This is a genomic window from Mesorhizobium sp. M0166, assembly GCF_040322255.1.
Taxonomy (GTDB): domain Bacteria; phylum Pseudomonadota; class Alphaproteobacteria; order Rhizobiales; family Rhizobiaceae; genus Mesorhizobium.
Genome location: NZ_JAMYTD010000006.1, coordinates 211,073 through 227,272 on the forward strand (window position 1 = coordinate 211,073; position 16,200 = coordinate 227,272).

24 protein-coding genes are annotated in these 16,200 nt (G+C 62.2%); 10 read left to right on the forward strand and 14 right to left on the reverse strand.

Annotated elements, in window-relative coordinates; all coding sequences use genetic code 11:
• Positions 1-72: 72 nt before the first annotated feature.
• The gene (locus tag NKJ46_RS10625; RefSeq protein WP_352664680.1) at positions 73-1,161 is read right to left on the reverse strand and encodes a class I SAM-dependent methyltransferase; all 1,089 of its coding nucleotides are present in this window, start codon (positions 1,159-1,161) and stop codon (positions 73-75) included.
• Complete coding sequence (lgt, locus tag NKJ46_RS10630) at positions 1,158-2,009, reverse strand: prolipoprotein diacylglyceryl transferase (protein WP_352664682.1); 852 nt, start codon at positions 2,007-2,009, stop codon at positions 1,158-1,160. Before lgt ends, NKJ46_RS10625 begins: the two co-directional genes overlap by 4 nt.
• A gap of 130 nt (positions 2,010-2,139) precedes the next feature.
• Here lgt and NKJ46_RS10635 point away from each other — a divergent pair, with 130 nt between their 5' ends.
• The 3 genes from NKJ46_RS10635 (at position 2,140) to NKJ46_RS10645 (ending at position 3,640) form a co-directional block, all read left to right on the forward strand.
• The gene (locus NKJ46_RS10635; RefSeq protein WP_352469177.1) at positions 2,140-2,442 is read left to right on the forward strand and encodes an accessory factor UbiK family protein; all 303 of its coding nucleotides are present in this window, start codon (positions 2,140-2,142) and stop codon (positions 2,440-2,442) included.
• 331 nt (positions 2,443-2,773) lie between these two features.
• Positions 2,774-3,274, forward strand: a complete 501-nt coding sequence (locus NKJ46_RS10640; protein WP_352664684.1) for a type III secretion system chaperone family protein — start codon at positions 2,774-2,776, stop codon at positions 3,272-3,274.
• A gap of 6 nt (positions 3,275-3,280) precedes the next feature.
• Positions 3,281-3,640 (forward strand): tRNA-binding protein, encoded by a 360-nt coding sequence (locus NKJ46_RS10645; RefSeq protein ID WP_352664686.1) that lies wholly within the window; start codon positions 3,281-3,283, stop codon positions 3,638-3,640.
• A 12-nt stretch (positions 3,641-3,652) separates the two neighbouring features.
• Here the strand turns inward: NKJ46_RS10645 and NKJ46_RS10650 are convergent, their stop codons facing one another.
• From NKJ46_RS10650 to NKJ46_RS10665, 4 genes are all read right to left on the reverse strand, one after another.
• Positions 3,653-4,675, reverse strand: a complete 1,023-nt coding sequence (locus tag NKJ46_RS10650) for a glycosyltransferase family 4 protein (RefSeq protein WP_352664688.1) — start codon at positions 4,673-4,675, stop codon at positions 3,653-3,655.
• Positions 4,676-4,880: 205 nt separating this feature from the next.
• A complete protein-coding gene (locus tag NKJ46_RS10655; protein WP_352664690.1) occupies positions 4,881-6,296 on the reverse strand; it encodes an ATP-binding protein in 1,416 nt (471 codons plus the stop codon).
• A gap of 51 nt (positions 6,297-6,347) precedes the next feature.
• Positions 6,348-7,067 (reverse strand): response regulator, encoded by a 720-nt coding sequence (locus NKJ46_RS10660; RefSeq protein WP_023678415.1) that lies wholly within the window; start codon positions 7,065-7,067, stop codon positions 6,348-6,350.
• The gene (locus tag NKJ46_RS10665; protein ID WP_023719182.1) at positions 7,054-7,581 is read right to left on the reverse strand and encodes a MarR family winged helix-turn-helix transcriptional regulator; all 528 of its coding nucleotides are present in this window, start codon (positions 7,579-7,581) and stop codon (positions 7,054-7,056) included. The genes NKJ46_RS10660 and NKJ46_RS10665 overlap by 14 nt, the downstream gene beginning before the upstream one ends.
• A 249-nt stretch (positions 7,582-7,830) precedes the next feature.
• Between NKJ46_RS10665 and NKJ46_RS10670 the strand changes: the two genes are divergently transcribed.
• From NKJ46_RS10670 to NKJ46_RS10680, 3 genes are all read left to right on the forward strand, one after another.
• Entirely contained in the window at positions 7,831-8,724 is an 894-nt protein-coding gene (locus tag NKJ46_RS10670; protein WP_352489012.1) for a branched-chain amino acid aminotransferase, read from the forward strand.
• 145 nt (positions 8,725-8,869) lie between these two features.
• Positions 8,870-9,181 (forward strand): hypothetical protein, encoded by a 312-nt coding sequence (locus NKJ46_RS10675; RefSeq protein WP_352615707.1) that lies wholly within the window; start codon positions 8,870-8,872, stop codon positions 9,179-9,181.
• A 176-nt stretch (positions 9,182-9,357) separates the two neighbouring features.
• The gene (locus tag NKJ46_RS10680; RefSeq protein WP_352664693.1) at positions 9,358-9,999 is read left to right on the forward strand and encodes an MBL fold metallo-hydrolase; all 642 of its coding nucleotides are present in this window, start codon (positions 9,358-9,360) and stop codon (positions 9,997-9,999) included.
• A 69-nt stretch (positions 10,000-10,068) separates the two neighbouring features.
• Here NKJ46_RS10680 and NKJ46_RS10685 read toward each other — a convergent pair whose 3' ends face one another.
• The 3 genes from NKJ46_RS10685 to NKJ46_RS10695 all read right to left on the reverse strand — a co-directional run bounded on the left by NKJ46_RS10685 (position 10,069) and on the right by NKJ46_RS10695 (position 11,325).
• A complete protein-coding gene (locus NKJ46_RS10685; protein WP_292661272.1) occupies positions 10,069-10,479 on the reverse strand; it encodes a BA14K family protein in 411 nt (136 codons plus the stop codon).
• 192 nt (positions 10,480-10,671) lie between these two features.
• The gene (locus NKJ46_RS10690; RefSeq protein WP_006202521.1) at positions 10,672-10,884 is read right to left on the reverse strand and encodes a cold-shock protein; all 213 of its coding nucleotides are present in this window, start codon (positions 10,882-10,884) and stop codon (positions 10,672-10,674) included.
• A 228-nt stretch (positions 10,885-11,112) separates the two neighbouring features.
• Positions 11,113-11,325, reverse strand: coding sequence for a cold-shock protein (locus NKJ46_RS10695; protein WP_006202520.1), 213 nt, complete (start codon positions 11,323-11,325; stop codon positions 11,113-11,115).
• Between the two features lie 490 nt (positions 11,326-11,815).
• Between NKJ46_RS10695 and NKJ46_RS10700 the strand changes: the two genes are divergently transcribed.
• Positions 11,816-12,214 carry a Kazal-type serine protease inhibitor family protein gene (locus tag NKJ46_RS10700; protein WP_352664695.1) on the forward strand — a complete coding sequence of 133 codons (399 nt, stop codon included), beginning with the start codon at positions 11,816-11,818 and terminating at the stop codon, positions 12,212-12,214.
• A 10-nt stretch (positions 12,215-12,224) separates the two neighbouring features.
• On the opposite strand, the gene NKJ46_RS10705 is transcribed toward NKJ46_RS10700, so the two are convergent.
• From NKJ46_RS10705 to NKJ46_RS10720, 4 genes are read right to left on the reverse strand one after another with little or no spacing between them, the layout of a single operon-like run.
• A complete protein-coding gene (locus tag NKJ46_RS10705) occupies positions 12,225-12,455 on the reverse strand; it encodes a hypothetical protein (RefSeq protein WP_352664697.1) in 231 nt (76 codons plus the stop codon).
• Positions 12,456-12,484: 29 nt separating this feature from the next.
• Positions 12,485-12,622, reverse strand: a complete 138-nt coding sequence (locus NKJ46_RS10710; protein WP_352664699.1) for a hypothetical protein — start codon at positions 12,620-12,622, stop codon at positions 12,485-12,487.
• A gap of 38 nt (positions 12,623-12,660) precedes the next feature.
• Positions 12,661-12,906: a hypothetical protein gene (locus NKJ46_RS10715; protein ID WP_352469164.1), complete on the reverse strand. Its 246-nt coding sequence runs from the start codon at positions 12,904-12,906 to the stop codon at positions 12,661-12,663.
• The gene (locus tag NKJ46_RS10720; protein WP_352664701.1) at positions 12,903-13,169 is read right to left on the reverse strand and encodes a hypothetical protein; all 267 of its coding nucleotides are present in this window, start codon (positions 13,167-13,169) and stop codon (positions 12,903-12,905) included. The genes NKJ46_RS10715 and NKJ46_RS10720 overlap by 4 nt, the downstream gene beginning before the upstream one ends.
• A 370-nt stretch (positions 13,170-13,539) precedes the next feature.
• Here NKJ46_RS10720 and NKJ46_RS10725 point away from each other — a divergent pair, with 370 nt between their 5' ends.
• From NKJ46_RS10725 to NKJ46_RS10735, 3 genes are all read left to right on the forward strand, one after another.
• Complete coding sequence (locus tag NKJ46_RS10725; RefSeq protein WP_352664703.1) at positions 13,540-13,722, forward strand: hypothetical protein; 183 nt, start codon at positions 13,540-13,542, stop codon at positions 13,720-13,722.
• 10 nt (positions 13,723-13,732) lie between these two features.
• Positions 13,733-13,999, forward strand: coding sequence for a DUF1488 family protein (locus tag NKJ46_RS10730; protein WP_352664705.1), 267 nt, complete (start codon positions 13,733-13,735; stop codon positions 13,997-13,999).
• A 184-nt stretch (positions 14,000-14,183) separates the two neighbouring features.
• Positions 14,184-15,839, forward strand: coding sequence for a tetratricopeptide repeat-containing sulfotransferase family protein (locus tag NKJ46_RS10735; RefSeq protein WP_352664707.1), 1,656 nt, complete (start codon positions 14,184-14,186; stop codon positions 15,837-15,839).
• Here NKJ46_RS10735 and NKJ46_RS10740 read toward each other — a convergent pair.
• Positions 15,826-16,179 (reverse strand): DUF1428 domain-containing protein, encoded by a 354-nt coding sequence (locus NKJ46_RS10740; protein ID WP_352664709.1) that lies wholly within the window; start codon positions 16,177-16,179, stop codon positions 15,826-15,828. The genes NKJ46_RS10735 and NKJ46_RS10740 overlap by 14 nt on opposite strands.
• Between the last annotated feature and the right edge of the window lie 21 nt (positions 16,180-16,200).

Sequence of the window (16,200 nt, forward strand, 5' to 3'; positions counted from 1 at the left end):
CAGTTAAGGCTGGCGCAGTTGATGTCGGGCGCTAGTCGAAGATGGGAGAGTGGGAGAGGCGGCAGCGAAAAGTCAATCCGTGCTTGGAAACGGCGGAACGGCAATGCCGGCGGGGAGGACGGCAAGCACCTTGAAGAGTTCGCCCATGGCCAGCGGGCCGGCGAGGCGCTCGACGTCGGCCGCTATCTTTTCGCGAGCTGCCTCATCCGCATTGGCGCCGAGCCGGCCAGCCCGTTCGAGAAGCCCCATCTTGAGCAGGAATTCACCTTGCGTTGAGAGGTGGGCATCGAGGCCGTGTGCCCGAACGGTTGCCGCAAGGGCAGCGAAATCGACATGGGCGGTGAGATCGGCCTGCCCCGGATTGGCCAGCACGTCTTCATGACCGTGCTTGCGCAATGCCTGCAAGGTGTCGCCGATCCCGGGCTGGAGGTGACCGTAGTCGAGAAACAGGCCGGCGCCGCCAAATCCGGCAAGTCGCCCGGCGATGGCCGCCATCAGGGCAGCGCGGGCTGGCGCCACCTCGACGATGGCACCTTGCGGCGCATTCTCGGCACCCTCCGGCAGCAGCATCGGGTCGAGCGAGCCGGCGCCGACGAAAAAGCGCAGCCGGTTCGTATCGTCGAGACCGATCATCCGTTCGCGCCAGCCGGCTCCAGCGCGGACGAACTGGCGGATAGGCACCGCGTCAAACAGCTCGTTGCCAACAATCAGAAGCGGCCCCTGCGGTAGTGTGTCAACGGCCTCATGCCAGGCGATGGTGGCCGACGTCCCGGCAAGCGTCCGTTTCTGGACCTCGGTCAACCGCGGACTGGTCTCGATCAAAGCGAACGATGCACTGGCGGCAAGCGTCGGATCAAGCCGCGAAAGCGTGCGCAGCATATCTCTCATCAGCGTGCCGCGGCCGGGGCCTATTTCGGCGATGGCGACCGGCGTCGGCCGGTCGATCGCCAGCCACGCCTGGTAGAGCCAGATGGCGACCAGTTCGCCAAACATCTGGCTGATCTCCGGCGCGGTGACGAAGTCGCCGGCGGCGCCGAACGGCTCGCGTGTCGTATAATAGCCGTCCTGCGGATCGAACAGGCAGAGCGCCATGTATTTGCTGATGGGGATCGGTCCCACCGCACCGATCAGCTCGGCGATGCGGGTCTTCAGCCGCGTCATGCCGGCTGCGGGTTTGCCACCGGCTTGGCTGTAGCCATCGCCCAGATGCCGGCCAGCACCATCGGCAGTGACAGCACCATCCCCATGGTCAGCCAGCTCGTGCCAAGGAGATAGCCAAGCTGCTGGTCGGGCTCGCGAAAGAATTCGATGAAGATGCGCGAGGCGCCATAGCCGGCGATGAAGGCGCCGCCGACGAAGCGCGGCGTCTTCAGCTTGAGCCGCGAATGGGTGAGGAAGCGCAGGACAAGGAACAACACCAGCCCTTCGAGGAGCGCCTCGTAGATCTGGCTCGGATGGCGTGGAAATGGGCCTCCATTGGGGAATTCGAATGCCCATGGAACGTCGGTCGGCCGGCCCCATAGTTCGGAATTGATGAAGTTTGCCAGGCGAACGAGGCCAAGCCCCACCGGCACGCCGGCGGCAACCACGTCGAACAGTGACCATGTGCGGATGCCGCGAGACCGGGAAAACAGCGTCATTGCGAGAATGACGCCGAGCAGGCCGCCATGAAACGACATACCGCCCTGCCAGACGGCGACGATATCGAGCGGATTGGCAATGTAGCGCGGCAGGTCGTAGAACAGCACGTAGCCGGTGCGTCCGCCGAGCACCACACCGATGGCTGCCCAGACGATGAAGTCGTCGAGGTCGACGGGCTTCATCGGCAGGGTGCCGTCAGGCCAGAGTCTCGGGTTGGTGACGAGGCGCTTGGCATACCACCAGGCGAACAGAATGCCGACGATGTAGCCGACGCCGTACCAATGCACCGCCAGTGGTCCGATCCTGACGATGACCGGGTCGATGTTGGGAAAGGGCAGGGCGGCCAGCGGCAGCAAATATTCGCTCAACAGGGTCTCCGGGTTCCAATCAGGTTCGGGCGCGGACCATGCGGCAGGGTTTTGGCAGGGTCAAGGCAAGCATATGCTTGCATTCCGAATCGTGCGCCACTACGTCAATTCAACCAAGCGAGGATTTGCCATGGCGACCGGACCGAACCGCATTCTCGATGAATTCGCCAAGCTGATGACCGACGCAGCCGGTGCCGCGCAAGGCGTGCGGCGCGAGGTCGAGACCGCCTTCAGGGGCCAGGCCGAGCGCATACTCAACTCCATGGACGTGGTGCAGCGCGAGGAATTCGAGGCCGCTCGCGACATGGCGGCGAAGGCCAGGGAAGAAAACACCCGCCTCGCCGCTCGCATCGAGGCGCTCGAGGCCAGGCTTGCCGAATTGACCGGTCAAGTAGCGCCTGCGGCTGCGGCGAAGCCGCGTGCAAAAAAATAATAAGAAATAAATCATTAAACTTTTCCACAAAGCTGGATCGCAAAAAGCGCTTTGTCGTGAATCGCTTACCGGTACTGCGTGAATCTTTGTGACAGCGCCTTTCCACATGCGAATGACGCAGTGCGAAAAATTTGGCTGGTCACGCGACTCCCGATCAATAGACTGAATTTGTTGCATGATTCGGAGCAGGGTCATGCGCCGGGCGGTGGGGTCCGGTCCGGGGTCTTTGCGTTGACGAAGTCCTGGCCGTCCGAGTTCTAGGCAGAATTGTTCGAGTGTGCCTCTTCCGCGGAGCGTGTGGTGGCGCTCCCAGAACGACAGGAAGCATTTCATGGAACTTCTCGAACTCGAATTCTCCCGCGAAATCCATCCGGTGGATGTTATCGAGCAGGTGGCGCACAACAACGACTGGTCCTTCGAACGGGCCGGCGACGACGAGATCTCGATTTCGGTTGCCGGAAGCTGGACCGACTACCACGTTTCATTCTCCTGGATGGAGGACTACGAGGCGCTGCACCTGGCCTGCGCCTTCGACATCAAGGTGCCTGAGGCGCGCGCGCTCGAGGTGATGCGGCTGCTTTCGCTGATCAACGAGCAGATGCTGTTTGGCCATTTCGACTTCTGGGAGCAGGAAGGCGCCATCATGTTCCGCCAGTCGCTGCTGCTGGCCGGTGGGGTCGAGCCGTCGAGCCAGCAGGTCGAGGTGCTGCTGTCGTCGGCGCTGGAAGCCTGCGAATGCTATTTCCAGGCGTTCCAGTTCGTCGTCTGGTCAGGGACTTCGGCCAAGGATGCGCTGGCCGGCGTGTTGTTCGAAACCTACGGAAACGCCTGACCGTCGATGAGTTCGAGCAAGGCCCGAAAACCCGAGATCAGCTTTGCCGATTTCGACCGCATCGACATCCGCGCCGGCACGATCGTCGAGGCCGAGCCTTTTCCCGAGGCGCGCAAGCCGGCGATCAAGTTGAAAATCGACTTTGGTCCCGTGATCGGGGTGAAGAAATCCTCGGCCCAGATCACAAAATACTATACGCCCGAAACCCTGATCGGCCGGCAGGTGTTCGCTGTGGTCAATTTCCCGCCGCGCCAGATCGGGCTATTCATGTCGGAAGTGCTGACGCTCGGCTTTCCCGATGAAGAGGGCGCCGTCGTCCTTGGCGCGATCGAGCGCAGGGTGTCGGACGGCGGCAGATTGTTTTAACCGCGCTGTTGCTCAGGCGGCCAGTTTACGCTTGGTACCCAGCGCTTCTTCGACCGTTTCCATGAACATTTCCGCGCATGCCTTCCAGCTGTAGCGCATCGCGCGTTGCCGCGCCTCGGCGCGGTCGACGTGAAGGGCAGCGAGCGCCGCTTGCCGCAGGTCGTCCGACACCGCGCCGCCGATGCCGTCACCCACAATATCGATCGGTCCGGTGACTGGATAGGCTGCGACCGGCGTGCCGCTGGCCAGCGCCTCTATGATGACGTTGCCGAATGTGTCGGTGCGGCTGGGGAAGACGAAGGCATCGGCCGAAGCGTAGATCTCGGCCAGTTCGTCGTTCGGGCGATGGCCGAGGAAATGGGCATCGGGATATCTGGCCTTCAGCTTCGCCAATTCCGGCCCTTCGCCTACGATCACCTTGCTGCCGGGCAGGTCGAGGTCGAGGAAGGCCGGCAGGTTTTTTTCGACCGCGACGCGGCCGACGCAGAGGAAGATCGGTCCGGGAAATCCCAGGTCCTTTCTTTTGTCCGGCCGAAAATGATCGGTGTCGACGCCGCGCGTCCACGGCCGGAGCTTGGTGAAGCCGCGCGCCGCAAGATCGTCGGCAAGCGACTGAGTGGCAACCAGCGTGCCCTGTCCTGAATTGTGGAAATCGCGCAGCCAGCGATAGGCCCATGCTTCAGGCACCGGCAGGCGCGCGCTCAGATATTCCGGAAAACGTGTGTGATAGCTGGTCGTGAACGGGCGGCCGGCGTTGCGGCAGTAGCGCCGGGCCATAATACCGAGCGGTCCTTCGGTGACGATATGGATGTGGTCCACCTTGCGTGCCTCGATCAGCTGCGCCACGCGGTGCGGCGTCGTCAGCGCCAGCCTGATATCGGGATAGGTCGGCAGAGGCAGGGTGCGAAAGATGTTCGGCGTCAGGAAGTCCGTCTCGACATCGAAGGATTTCAGGGTCTCCGAGAGACGCTCCAGCGTGTGGACGACGCCGTTGACTTGCGGGCGCCAGGCGTCGGTGACCATCAGGATGCGCATGGCGGTCCCTTGGCGGAGAGCTTGATTGCCTTGCCGCGATACCTGAACGGCGACCACGCCGCAGCTCTGGCCTCGCACCGGCGCACCCGGGCAGGCGCGGGGTCGAAATGAGGCCGCAGGGCCGAATCAATCAAGATCGCGCGCTTCATTGGCGCTCTTCACCATGGTTTCATGACGGGCCGATGAAGGCCGGGTCTCGTTGCCGTCAAGCCGGAACCTTGATCACCGCCCGCAGGCCGCCGAGCGGGCTGCGTTCGAGGACGATGTCGCCGCCGTGGCTGCGGGCAATATCACGTGCGATGGAGAGGCCAAGGCCGGTGCCGCTGGCATCGAGGTTGCGGGCCTCGTCCAAACGCACGAAAGGCTTGAATACATCCTCCCGCTTTTCGGGTGGAATGCCCGGACCGTCATCGTCGATGGTGACGAGCAGCGAACCGCGTCCGTGATTGGCATTGATCTCCACCGTCTTGGCATAGCGGAATGCATTGCCGACGACGTTGGACAGCAGCCGGGCAAAGGCATTGGGGCGCACATGCACATGCGGATCGCCGACAAGCACGGTCGACATCTTGCGCTTGCGCAGCGCGGCTTCCTCGCGAAGCTTGTCGAAGAAGGCTTCGAGATCGAACTGACCGGCGTCTTCCGACGCTTCTCCGCGTGCAAAGGCAAGGTAGCCTTCCAGCATCGACTGCATGTCATCGATGTCCTGGTCGAGTGCCTGGGTATCGGCCGCCTTGGTCCCGGCAAGCGCCAATTGCAGCTTGAAGCGGGTGAGGATGGTCCTCAGATCGTGGCTGACGCCGCTCAGCATGGCGGTACGCTGCTCGAGCTGGCGTTCGATGCGTTCGCGCATCTGGATGAAGGCAAAGCCGGCGCGGCGGACTTCTTCGGCTCCGCGCGGGCGAAAATCGCGCGGCATCGGCCGGCCCTTGCCGAAGCTCTCGGCCGCCTCGGCCAGCGTCAGAATCGGCCGGATCTGGTTGCGCAGGAAGGGAATGGCGATCATCAGCAGCACCAGCGAGGTGCCGACCATCCAGATCAGGAAAATATGGGTGTTCGATGCATAGGCTTGGCTGCGGCGCACGAAGACGCGCAGCACCTTGTTCTCAAGCTGGACGCGGACCTCGACGATATTGGAATTGCCGACCGTATCGATCCAGAACGGACGGTTGATCTGGCGGGTGATCTCGGACGAAAGGATCTCGTCGAGGATCGAGAAGAACGGCTTTGGCCCGGGAGGCGGCAGCGGGTCCGGCGGCAGGAGGTCGACCTTCAGCTGCATGCGATCCTGGGCGATGCGGATGACGTTGGCGTAGTCGGCGTCGTGCGGATAGGTCTCTATCAGGTCGATGATGGCGGCGATGTCGCGCACCGTGGCCTGCGACAGGCGCTGCGTCACGGTCTGCCAGTGGCGCTCCATGAAGACAAAGGCGACGACCGACTGCAGCATGATCATCGGCGCGATGACGATGATCAGCGAGCGGGCATAGAGCCGCTTCGGCATGTAAAGCGATACCAGGCGCCAGAAACGATTCCAGGCGCGCGGCACGGCCTTGAGCGCCCGCGTCGCGCGAGCGCTCAAGCCGCCATCTCCCGGCCGTTCGAGTTGCGTGGTCGCCATTCGTCTTTTCGCTCACCGGCGGCTCGGCAAAGGACCGCTGTCGGCGGCATTCTATTCCACGCTGAGCCGATACCCAATACCGCGCACGGTCTGCAGCCAGACCGGATTGGACGGATCGCGTTCGATCTTGCGGCGCAGCCGGTTGATCTGGACGTCGATCGTGCGCTCGCCGACCTCGGACTCGTCGCCGACAAGCTCATGCCGCGGTATCGTCTCGCCGGCACGCGCTGCGAAGATCGCCAGGATCTCCTGCTCGCGGTCGGTCAGCTTGAGCGCCTCGCCGCCGCGCTTGAGCTCACGCCTGGCGATCTGGAACGTATAGGGGCCAAAGACCAGTTGTTCGACCTTGGGCGTTGTCGCGGGGCCGCCGCGGCGCAGGATATTGTTTATACGCAGGATCAGCTCGCGCGGGTCGAACGGTTTTGGCAGATAGTCGTCGGCGCCGGCCTCGAGCCCGGTGATCCGGCTGTCGGTTTCCGACAGTGCGGTGAGCATCAGGATCGGTACGTTTTTCTCCGCCCGCAGCGCCTTGGTGAGGTCGACGCCGCTTTCACCCGGCATCATGACGTCGAGCACGATCAGATCGAAGTCGAGACCGGCGAGCTTGCGCCGCGCCTCTCCGGAATTTCCGGCGACGGTAACGCGAAAGCCGTTTTCGGTCAGATACTGTTTCAGAAGATTGCGGATACGGGTGTCGTCATCGACCACAAGCAGATGCGGCGCATCGTCTTCCGGTGCTGTCGGATGATCAACCCTCTCAATGGTCTCCATGGCTTTTCCCTGACATCTTTGCGGGCACAATGTCGATCTGCGCCCTTAGTTCCGGATTGACCATCGCTTCCAGGAACCGTTCGATAACGGCGCGTTCGGTGGCTCCGGAATCTTCCAATGCAGCATGGATGCGGCGCGACTGTGGCCGCGCCAGCGCCAGCGCCAGGGCACGGCCTTTGGCCGTCGGGTAGAGTTCGCGCTGGCGGCGGTCGCGAGGGCCCTGCAATTGCACGATATGGTCGGTGTCGATCAGTTGTTTGAGCACGCGCGCCAGGCTCTGCTTGGTGATCTTGAGCACGTCGAGGAGTTCGGCGACCGTCAGACCGGGCCTGCGATTGACGAAATGCAGCACCCGGTGATGGGCACGGCCAAAACCGTAATCGGCCAGGATCTGGTCCGGATCGGAGGTAAAGTCGCGATAGGCGAAGAAGAACAGCTCGATGATGGCGAAATCGATGCCGTCCTCGTCGGTGATCGCCGTCCTGATCGGCTCTGCGGCTGCGTGGCTCGTCATCTTTTCTCCGTGTGAAGCAGGAAATTATGTCAGCACTATTGACGTATTTTCCGCGTGATGGTAATTTTTGGCAAGCTTTTCGGCGGATTGCGAACGAAAAGGCAAGCGAAGCCGTTTTTTCCGGAACTTCCTGAGTTTGCCAGACCTTAAATATCCGCCTACGCTTTAGGACAATGGCGGCCTGCAGCGGCCGAAACGAAACACGCAACGACACAATGATGTGCGGGCTGCCGCCCGCGGGAGGTTACCATGGCATCCGTTCCCTTCGACCAACTGGACGGCTTTATCTGGATGAACGGCGAATTCGTCAAATGGGCCGACGCCAAGATCCACGTCTTGACCCACGGGCTGCACTACGCCAGCGCGGTATTCGAGGGCGAGCGCGCCTATGGCGGCGAAATTTTCAAGCTGACCGACCACACCGAACGCCTGCATGAATCGGCGCGCCTGCTTGGCTTCAAGATACCCTACTCGGTCGCCGAGATCGACGACGCCTGCCGTACGCTGTTGAAGAAGCAAGGTTTCCAGGACGCCTATGTCCGGCCGATCGCATGGCGCGGCAGTGAACAGATGGGCGTCTCCGCACAGAACAGCCGGATCAACTGCGCCATCGCCATCTGGCAGTGGCCGAGCTATTTCGACCCGGCGCAGAAGCTCAAGGGCATCCGCCTCGACATGGCCGAATGGCGCCGCCCCGACCCGCGCACCGCACCGTCGAAATCGAAGGCGGCCGGCCTCTACATGATCTGCACCATGTCCAAGCATGCCGCCGAGGCCAAGGGCTATGCCGACGCCATGATGCTCGACTGGCGTGGCCAGGTGGCGGAAGCGACAGGCGCCAACATCTTCTTCGTCAAGGACGGCAAGATCCATACGCCCAAGCCCGATTGCTTCCTCGACGGCATCACCCGCCGCACCGTCATCGGCCTTGCCAAGGACCGTGGTTTGGAGGTGATCGAGCGCGCCATCATGCCGGAAGAGCTTGAAGGCTTCCAGCAGTGCTTCCTCACCGGGACGGCAGCCGAGGTGACGCCGGTTTCGGAGATCGGTCCCTACCGATTCGAGGTCGGCGATATCGCCAAGACATTGATGAACGACTATTCTGCGGCGGTTCAACCCAACCACGCGATTGCTGCAGAATAACGAAAGTCACAGGTTTTTTATCAAGTAGGGGCGGTTTTCGGGCCGCCCCTTTTATTTAAGCGTCTGCGCATTTGACTTTCATTCAATTCGGCGTCTCATGATGGCGTCGGCCTGGGAGGCTGGCGGCTATGGAGGGACTGGAAATATGGATATGAACACGCTTCTTCCGATCATTATTCAGGTGATTACGGGTATCATCGGTGGTCAGGCGGTCGGTGCGGCTATCAAGACTGCGGCGATGGGGCAGCTTACCAAAATCCTGGGCGGCGCTGTCGGCGGCGTCGGCGGTGCGGCCATCCTCAACAGTCTGCTGGGTGGCGCGGTCGATCCGGCAGCAGCCGCTACAGCGGCAGGGGCCGGCAGCGCGTTGAACATTTCAAATATAGTTGGCGGTGCCGGCGGCGGCGCCATCCTGACCGGCATCATCGGTGCGGTCATGAACGCGATGAAGAAATAAGCTCCGACGTTTCAGGCTTTTCCAATGGGCGGCTTCGGCCGCCCATTCCGTTTGCCGTTTGTGGAGCGGTGGACGCCGTTCGCGTGTGTCTCTACATCAGGACCTGGTTCAAGGTTAGGGCTTTCCTGACGCGTTCGAGGGGACGCGCAGCGCTCCGACAGCGTGAAAGGACGAATATGGGTCAGCTCAACGCCGGCATCGTGCCGGTCACGCCGTTCCAGCAGAATTGCACCATCCTCTTCGACATGGACGACAGACAAGGCGTTGTCGTCGATCCGGGCGGTGACATCGACAAGGTGCTGGCGGCGCTCGAGGACAATGCGATCACTGCCGGCGCGATCTGGATTACGCATGGCCATATCGACCATGCCGGCGGCGCCATGGAACTGAAGGAGGCGCTCGGTATCGAGATCATCGGCCCGCATGCCGCCGACCGGCCGCTGCTCGCCAATCTCGAGACCCAGGCGAAGCGCTACGGCATCACCGATCCGGTGCGCAACTGTGTGCCTGACCGGTTCCTCGCCGAAGGCGAGACCGTTTCGTTCGGCTCACATGTGTTCGAGGTGCTCCATTGTCCGGGCCACGCACCCGGCCACGTCGTCTACTACAACCGGGCGGCGAAGTTCGCCCATGTCGGCGACGTGCTGTTTCGCGGTTCGGTCGGCCGCACCGACCTGCCGGGCGGCGACCACGCCGCACTGATCGCCTCGATCAAGGAGAAGCTTTTGCCGTTGGGCGACGACATCGGCTTCATCTGCGGCCATGGTCCCGGCGGCCGCTTCGGCGAGGAGCGGCGGAGCAATCCGTTCCTGATCTGAAACCGCTTACCGAAACAAAAAAGCGCGGCCTGTGCGACCGCGCTTCTTTCCGACAGGAAACTGCCTCCGTTAATTGGCGGTGCAGAAATGCTGTTCGCCGTCATAGCCGGTGAACGTGCCGGTACGCGAGTTGAAGCTCCGGTAGCGGTCCGAGCAGTATTCGTACCAGCCGCGGGTCCACGGCTCCGCATAGCTTTCGGCATAGGCTACTCGCGGCTGCACGTAATAACGGCGCACCGGGGCAGGCCGGTAGTATTCATCATCATAGGCCGGATCGTAATAGCGGGGCTGCGGGCTGGCGAGCGCACCGCCGATCAGGGCACCGGCCGCAAGGCCGAGCACGCCGGCCGCAACGGCATCGCCGTGGCCGTGGTGGCGGCGGTGATGGCGCCATTCGTCGGCACTGGCCGCGGGCAAGGTCGCAAGCGTGGTCGCAACGACCGCGGCGGACAGGATGGCAGTCTTGAAAATTCGGTTCATGTCGGTCTCCTTCGTGCCGGCCCGGGTCGTTTTCGGGGGATGCGGTCCGGCTTTAACGAAGATTAATATGCGACCGTGGCTGAACGGGGGCTGAACGAAATTTGACCAGGCGGTTCATCTAACTGGGCGATTCAAGCGTGCGGCAAACACCGCAGGCCAGACCGGCCCACGTCCATTCTGTCCAGGGCTGGTTCAGCCGATCGACAGGTTGACGGCTTTCGGACCCTTGCCGCGCTTGTCCGGCTCGGTGTCGAATGTCACTTTCTGCCCATCCTCGAGACCGGGAAGACCCGACGCCTGCACGGCCGAAATATGGACGAAGACATCCTTTGCCCCGTCGTCCGGCGTGATGAAGCCGAAGCCCTTGGCGTGATTGAAGAATTTGACGGTGCCGGTCTGCGGCATGGGAAGCTCCTTTGATCCCACAAGTCCAGTCTCGGGCCGGCAAATGCCCGGACGGAAATTTGTCCTTTATTTTAGTGCCATCGGCAAGAGAAAGTTTTGCGGGCGCCTGCAAGCATCCCGGAACGCAAAAGGCGCGACGAAAACCGCCGCGCCTTTACAGAATCCAAGTTCACTCCAAAAGCCTTGCAGCATCCTCACACCCGAAAGGACGCGCGGCACGCTGTGGTTTCAGGCAGCGCGGAGATTGACCGCTTTCGGACCTTTGCCCATACGGTCGGGCTCGACATCGAAGGTGACCTTCTGACCGTCGACGAGCGTGCGCAGCCCGGAAGCCTCGATCGCCGAGATGTGGACGAACACATCCTTGGCGCCGCCATCGGGCGTGATGAAGCCGAAGCCTTTGGTAGCGTTGAAGAATTTAACGGTGCCGGTCTGGGCCATTGGGGAAACTCCTTCACCCGTGTCAGTCTTGGTGGTTCCGCCCGCCGCCTGGCGCCGTGGGCAAGTCCCGGTGGTTGCTTCGGCAGTCATGCATTGGCGCATGGTAAAACCCCCCGCCGAAAACGGGGCTGTCAGAGATTCACAGTATCGGGGAAAGGTCGTCCAAAACGTTCCGCTCTCCGGGTCGCAAATGCCCGAACACAAAATTTATCGCACGGAAACGTGATGCTTGCAAGATACAGCCGCGGGTGGCCCCAACAGGCGCATCCCGACGCATCGCACCGATAGTCCCGGTTCTCCGCGCGGTCATCGGCCAGGCGCCACCCAGGCATGGTCCAGCAAGCGGGGCAGGTGCTGTTTTGGCTTTGCGCCGGCGTAAGCCATTGGTTCGCCAGTTGCAAACAGGGGTTGCATTTGGCAGCGGAATGACGAGGATCGGCCGGACGCAGGCACCGTTTGTGCAGGCAGGAGTTTCGAGGGAGGAACATTCATGCGGTTTCTTGCGGCAATCTTTCCGCGGCAGGTTTTCTCCATCCTGTTCCTGTCGGCAATTCTCGCAGCCTGCACCGTCGTGGTGGATGATGAGGGACCGGGGCCGCGCCCGCCACAGCCGGGGCCGCAATTCTGCACCAAGCAATATGACCCGGTCTGTGCCCGGCGCGGCGGCGACCGCCAGACCTTCGCCAATGCCTGCCTTGCCGAACGGGCCGGATACCGCATCATCCGTGAAGGCGAGTGCCGTGGCGGTGGTGACGGCGGGGAGCAGACATTCTGTACCCGCGAATACCGCCCGGTCTGTGCCCGTCGCCATGGCGAACTGCGCACATTCCCCAACGAATGCGAGGCCCGCGCGGCGGATTATCGCGTCGTCGATGACGGGCCGTGCTAGCGCACCGGCCTCACTGTTCGTCCGGATAGGCACCATCGGCGGGGCCGACGTAGAGCTCGGCGCCGTCCTCGTTGGAGATGCGCAGGCGATCGGGGATCTGCGGCATCATCAGCGTGTGAAGCAGCGTGGCAGCGCCTTGCAGGGCGGCGCGCCGGTTCGGTGCCTCCAGCGACACTCGATCGAGTGTCGCTTCGTCAGCATCGCGCGAGCGGTAGAACTCGATGACGAAGTTCAAGCACACCTCCAGGCAGATTGTCGTGCGATCGAACCCTAGCCTTTGGACTTGGGTTTCACAGCGGTCTCCGCCTGCTTGACCGCCGAGCCGAAGGGCGAGGCCGGTTTTGCCGCCACCTTCTCCTTCTTGGGCTTGCGTGTCTCGCGATTGCTGCGCTGCTGACCCTTGGCCATTTTCTGATCCCTTATACGTGTTGCGGATTGCTTTCGGCTCAACTGGCCGGGTTGTCGACCGGTTCGAGATTGTCTTCCGTGGTGACCCGCTCATAGGTCTCCTGATCGCTGCGGATACGGTATTGCGGCGAGCCGTCCTTGACCGGCAGCCGGCTCTTGATCTGGAACAGCTCCGCGGTCTTTTGGGCAAGGCCGGTGCGGCTCTTCATGCGGACGGTCTGGCCGACGGTGAAGATATGCGCCGGCGTGTCCGTGCGCCGCGCACTCTGCTGGAAGCGGATCATGTGGCGTTCTCCTGGTCGTGCTGAAGCGCTGCCTCGAGCTCGGCATGGTCAATGGCGACAAGCTGGCTGGTCGCGCTTTTCACCGTCCTTGCCGGCAGATGGATGAAAGTGGCGACGCGGCGCCATGCCGGCCACGACATGCCGTCGATCAGTTCCTCGTCGTGGTCGATGTCATAATCGCCGGCCGGCTGCACGCTATCCAGCCCGCCAAGCACGAAAGGTGCCGCGAAATGCGCGATGGAATGGGTGGTGCGGGCAGACATTCTTGTGCCTCGAAGTTCTCGCTTGTGCCTTGAAGTTCTTGTGCCTTGAAGTTTCGTTCCGGCCTGGCCCCGGAAGCGGAGCCTGCATTGCGGTACCAGGTGTCGGCGATTTGGAAAAGTTTGGCGGGCCGAGAACCCCTGACGCCGCGAGGGCCAAGCATGACCCAAAAACGGTTTCGTACCATTAGTCCGAAAATGCGACTTATTCAAGAAGATTCCGGCCTTTTACCCCTACCAACGTAAAATTACTTTTCTATAGTTATTTGCAGAACGATGATACGATCCCGGTGCACCTCAAAAATTGTTTGAAGAACTTCCGGACAAATTCCTCCGGCATTTGTATTTATTTAGGTATGAAAGGAAGAGAGTCATGAACTCCGAAAGAACACCGGATGTCCCGACAGTTGCAGTTAGTCCCGTCACCAAGCCGATAAAGGTCTTGTCGCCGCGCCTCACGATAAGAAGCGACGAGGCGGCAAGGCGAAGGATTGCCGATACCGACGGCACGGCGCGGCGGGCGCGCCAGCTTGCCGAAAGCAATCGCCTGATTTGACGCGCAGGCCATGACGCTCAATTTTCCCAATCCCAGCCGCTCCTATGACGCGGCGGCCAAGCGCATTCGTTTCGTCGGCCATGACGGCATGCTCGAAGTCCCGTTCTTTGTCGAGGTTGCGGCACTTTCGGCGGCAAACCCGGCTGCAAGCGGAGCCGAGGCCGAATTCCTCAGCGCCTTCGACGCCAAGCGTTCGTCGATCCACGAGATTGCGCGCCAAGCCTACTCGCACGGCCGCAGGAACTTGTATGTGCTGACGCCGGCCGACTTTCGGTAAGTTCCCCGGGGTTCGGAGGTTTGCTTCGTAGCGACCGCCGTCTGCTCTTGCACGTGCCGCAGCGATGGCCTAGATCGCGGCAGGCAGACAACACGGCAGGTTTCCCATCAACAGAGATCCGAGACAACCGGCAGGCGCACGTTACGGCTCAGGCGGACAGCCGCCGCTGGGGCTCGACCAGCACGTGCAGCAGGCGCTGCAGCTGCACCAGGCGGGGCGCCGGCAGGAAGCCGAGGCGCTTTACCGGCAGGTGCTGTCGCAAAAGGCCAACCACCCGGCTGCTGCGCATTTCCTCGGGCTTCTGCTGCACCAGACCGGGCGCAGCGCCGAGGGGCTGGCGCTGATCGAACAATCGGTGCGTCTGCAGCCGAACAATCCGGATTTCCTCAACAATCTGGGCACCGTGTTGCGCGACCTCGGCCGGGTCGCGGCCGCCGCCGATCTCTTCCGCAAGGTGGTGGCGATCCGGCCGGACCAGTTGGCGGCGCGTGACAATCTCGGCTCGTCACTGAAGCAGCTCGGCCAATTCGAAGGCGCCGAGGATATTTATCGCGGCACGATCGGCCGCAACCCGTTCCATGTCCGCGCCCGCGTCGGGCTTGCCGAAACGCTGCAGGAAGCGGGCCGGCTGGATGAGGCACTGACTGTTTTTCGCGAGGCGCTGACGATCCGGCCGAAGGATGCCGATCTTTTGCACGGCCTGGGTGTCGGGCTGATGGAAAAGGGCAATCTCGACGAGGCTGCGGATCTTTTCAGGCAGGCGCTGGCGGTGGACCCCGGCATGGCCAGGGCCTGGCTGATGCTTACCCAGGTCAAGCGCCAGAAGGAGCGCGACGCCGAGCTTGCCCGCATGGAGGCGGAGCACACCAAGGCGCCGCAAGGCAGTCTGGCGCGCATGCAGCTTTCCTTTGGCCTCGGCAAGGCCAATGACGACCTCAGGGAGTATGGCCGCGCCTTCGACTATTTCGCCGAAGGCAACGCGATCCGCCGCCAGGGCATCGACTACGACGCCGGCAAGACGCGCGGCGAGTTCGAGGCGATGAAGGCGGTGTTCGACAAGGCCTTTTTTGAAAGGCACAGGCCGAGCGGGATCGCCGACGACACGCCGATCTTCGTTGTCGGCATGCCGCGTTCCGGCACCACGCTGGTCGAGCAGATCATCGCCAGCCATCCGCAGGTCTATGGCGCCGGCGAGCTCAGCATATTGAAGACGGCGGTCGGCAAGCAGTTTCCACTCGGCATGAAGGGCGGCTTTCCCTGGGGCATCGCCGACATGCCCGACAAAGCCTATGCCGAGGCCGGCCAGGCCTATCTCGACATGCTGCATGCCCGCTATCCGGGTTTTCGGCACGTCACCGACAAGATGCCCGGCAATTTCCTGTTGATCGGTTTCATCCACATGATGCTGCCGCAGGCCAAGATAATCCATTGCGCGCGCGATGCGGCGGCGACCTGCCTGTCGATCTACAAGGTGCACTTCCGCGGCGACAGCCATCGCTACGGCTACGATCTCGACGAGCTCGCCGATTTCCACAATCTCTACACCGATATCATGGCGCACTGGCACGCCGTGCTGCCTGATGCCGTGCACGACGTTCGCTACGAGGATTTCGTCGCCGACCAGGAAGCCCAGTCGCGGGCGCTGATCGCCCATCTCGGCCTGCGGTGGGACGACGCCGTGCTGTCGTTCCACCAGACCGACCGGCCGGTGCGAACGGCGTCGGCTGCGCAAGTGCGCCAGCCGATGTATCAGGGCTCGGTCGACCTGTGGAAGCGCTATGGCGACCGGCTGAAGCCGCTGCTCGATAAACTTGATCGAGGGGCGCCTACAGCTCGATGAAGGGCTGAAAACCGCCAAAGATCATGCGCTTGCCGTCGAACGGCATGGTCTCCCAGTCCTGCTTGAGACGAGGATCGGCCATCACCTTGGCCATCACCGCATCACGATGCTGCCTGGATTCATAGACGACCCAGGAGAAGACGACGACCTCGTCTTCCTTGGCCTGCACGGCGCGCGGGAACGAGGTGACCTCGCCATAGGGTACGTCGTCGCCAATGCATTCGACATAGGCCAACGCGCCATGCTCCTTCCAGACCGCGCCGCCCATTTGCGCCATCTTCTTGTAGGCATCGAGCTTTGCTTTCGGCACCGCCAGCACGAAACCGTCGACATAGGACATCTGTCTTCCTCCATGCGATTG

What these genes read in the sequence shown, in the direction of transcription:
- NKJ46_RS10625 (WP_352664680.1), bottom strand. Translation starts at nt 1,161, where the DNA reads ATGACGCGGCTGAAGACCCGCATCGCCGAGCTGATCGGTGCGGTGGGA.
- NKJ46_RS10635 (WP_352469177.1), top strand. Translation starts at nt 2,140, where the DNA reads ATGGCGACCGGACCGAACCGCATTCTCGATGAATTCGCCAAGCTGATG.
- NKJ46_RS10640 (WP_352664684.1), top strand. Translation starts at nt 2,774, where the DNA reads ATGGAACTTCTCGAACTCGAATTCTCCCGCGAAATCCATCCGGTGGAT.
- NKJ46_RS10645 (WP_352664686.1), top strand. Translation starts at nt 3,281, where the DNA reads ATGAGTTCGAGCAAGGCCCGAAAACCCGAGATCAGCTTTGCCGATTTC.
- NKJ46_RS10650 (WP_352664688.1), bottom strand. Translation starts at nt 4,675, where the DNA reads ATGCGCATCCTGATGGTCACCGACGCCTGGCGCCCGCAAGTCAACGGC.
- NKJ46_RS10655 (WP_352664690.1), bottom strand. Translation starts at nt 6,296, where the DNA reads ATGGCGACCACGCAACTCGAACGGCCGGGAGATGGCGGCTTGAGCGCT.
- NKJ46_RS10660 (WP_023678415.1), bottom strand. Translation starts at nt 7,067, where the DNA reads ATGGAGACCATTGAGAGGGTTGATCATCCGACAGCACCGGAAGACGAT.
- NKJ46_RS10665 (WP_023719182.1), bottom strand. Translation starts at nt 7,581, where the DNA reads ATGACGAGCCACGCAGCCGCAGAGCCGATCAGGACGGCGATCACCGAC.
- NKJ46_RS10670 (WP_352489012.1), top strand. Translation starts at nt 7,831, where the DNA reads ATGGCATCCGTTCCCTTCGACCAACTGGACGGCTTTATCTGGATGAAC.
- NKJ46_RS10675 (WP_352615707.1), top strand. Translation starts at nt 8,870, where the DNA reads ATGGATATGAACACGCTTCTTCCGATCATTATTCAGGTGATTACGGGT.
- NKJ46_RS10680 (WP_352664693.1), top strand. Translation starts at nt 9,358, where the DNA reads ATGGGTCAGCTCAACGCCGGCATCGTGCCGGTCACGCCGTTCCAGCAG.
- NKJ46_RS10685 (WP_292661272.1), bottom strand. Translation starts at nt 10,479, where the DNA reads ATGAACCGAATTTTCAAGACTGCCATCCTGTCCGCCGCGGTCGTTGCG.
- NKJ46_RS10690 (WP_006202521.1), bottom strand. Translation starts at nt 10,884, where the DNA reads ATGCCGCAGACCGGCACCGTCAAATTCTTCAATCACGCCAAGGGCTTC.
- NKJ46_RS10695 (WP_006202520.1), bottom strand. Translation starts at nt 11,325, where the DNA reads ATGGCCCAGACCGGCACCGTTAAATTCTTCAACGCTACCAAAGGCTTC.
- NKJ46_RS10700 (WP_352664695.1), top strand. Translation starts at nt 11,816, where the DNA reads ATGCGGTTTCTTGCGGCAATCTTTCCGCGGCAGGTTTTCTCCATCCTG.
- NKJ46_RS10710 (WP_352664699.1), bottom strand. Translation starts at nt 12,622, where the DNA reads ATGGCCAAGGGTCAGCAGCGCAGCAATCGCGAGACACGCAAGCCCAAG.
- NKJ46_RS10715 (WP_352469164.1), bottom strand. Translation starts at nt 12,906, where the DNA reads ATGATCCGCTTCCAGCAGAGTGCGCGGCGCACGGACACGCCGGCGCAT.
- NKJ46_RS10720 (WP_352664701.1), bottom strand. Translation starts at nt 13,169, where the DNA reads ATGTCTGCCCGCACCACCCATTCCATCGCGCATTTCGCGGCACCTTTC.
- NKJ46_RS10725 (WP_352664703.1), top strand. Translation starts at nt 13,540, where the DNA reads ATGAACTCCGAAAGAACACCGGATGTCCCGACAGTTGCAGTTAGTCCC.
- NKJ46_RS10730 (WP_352664705.1), top strand. Translation starts at nt 13,733, where the DNA reads ATGACGCTCAATTTTCCCAATCCCAGCCGCTCCTATGACGCGGCGGCC.
- NKJ46_RS10740 (WP_352664709.1), bottom strand. Translation starts at nt 16,179, where the DNA reads ATGTCCTATGTCGACGGTTTCGTGCTGGCGGTGCCGAAAGCAAAGCTC.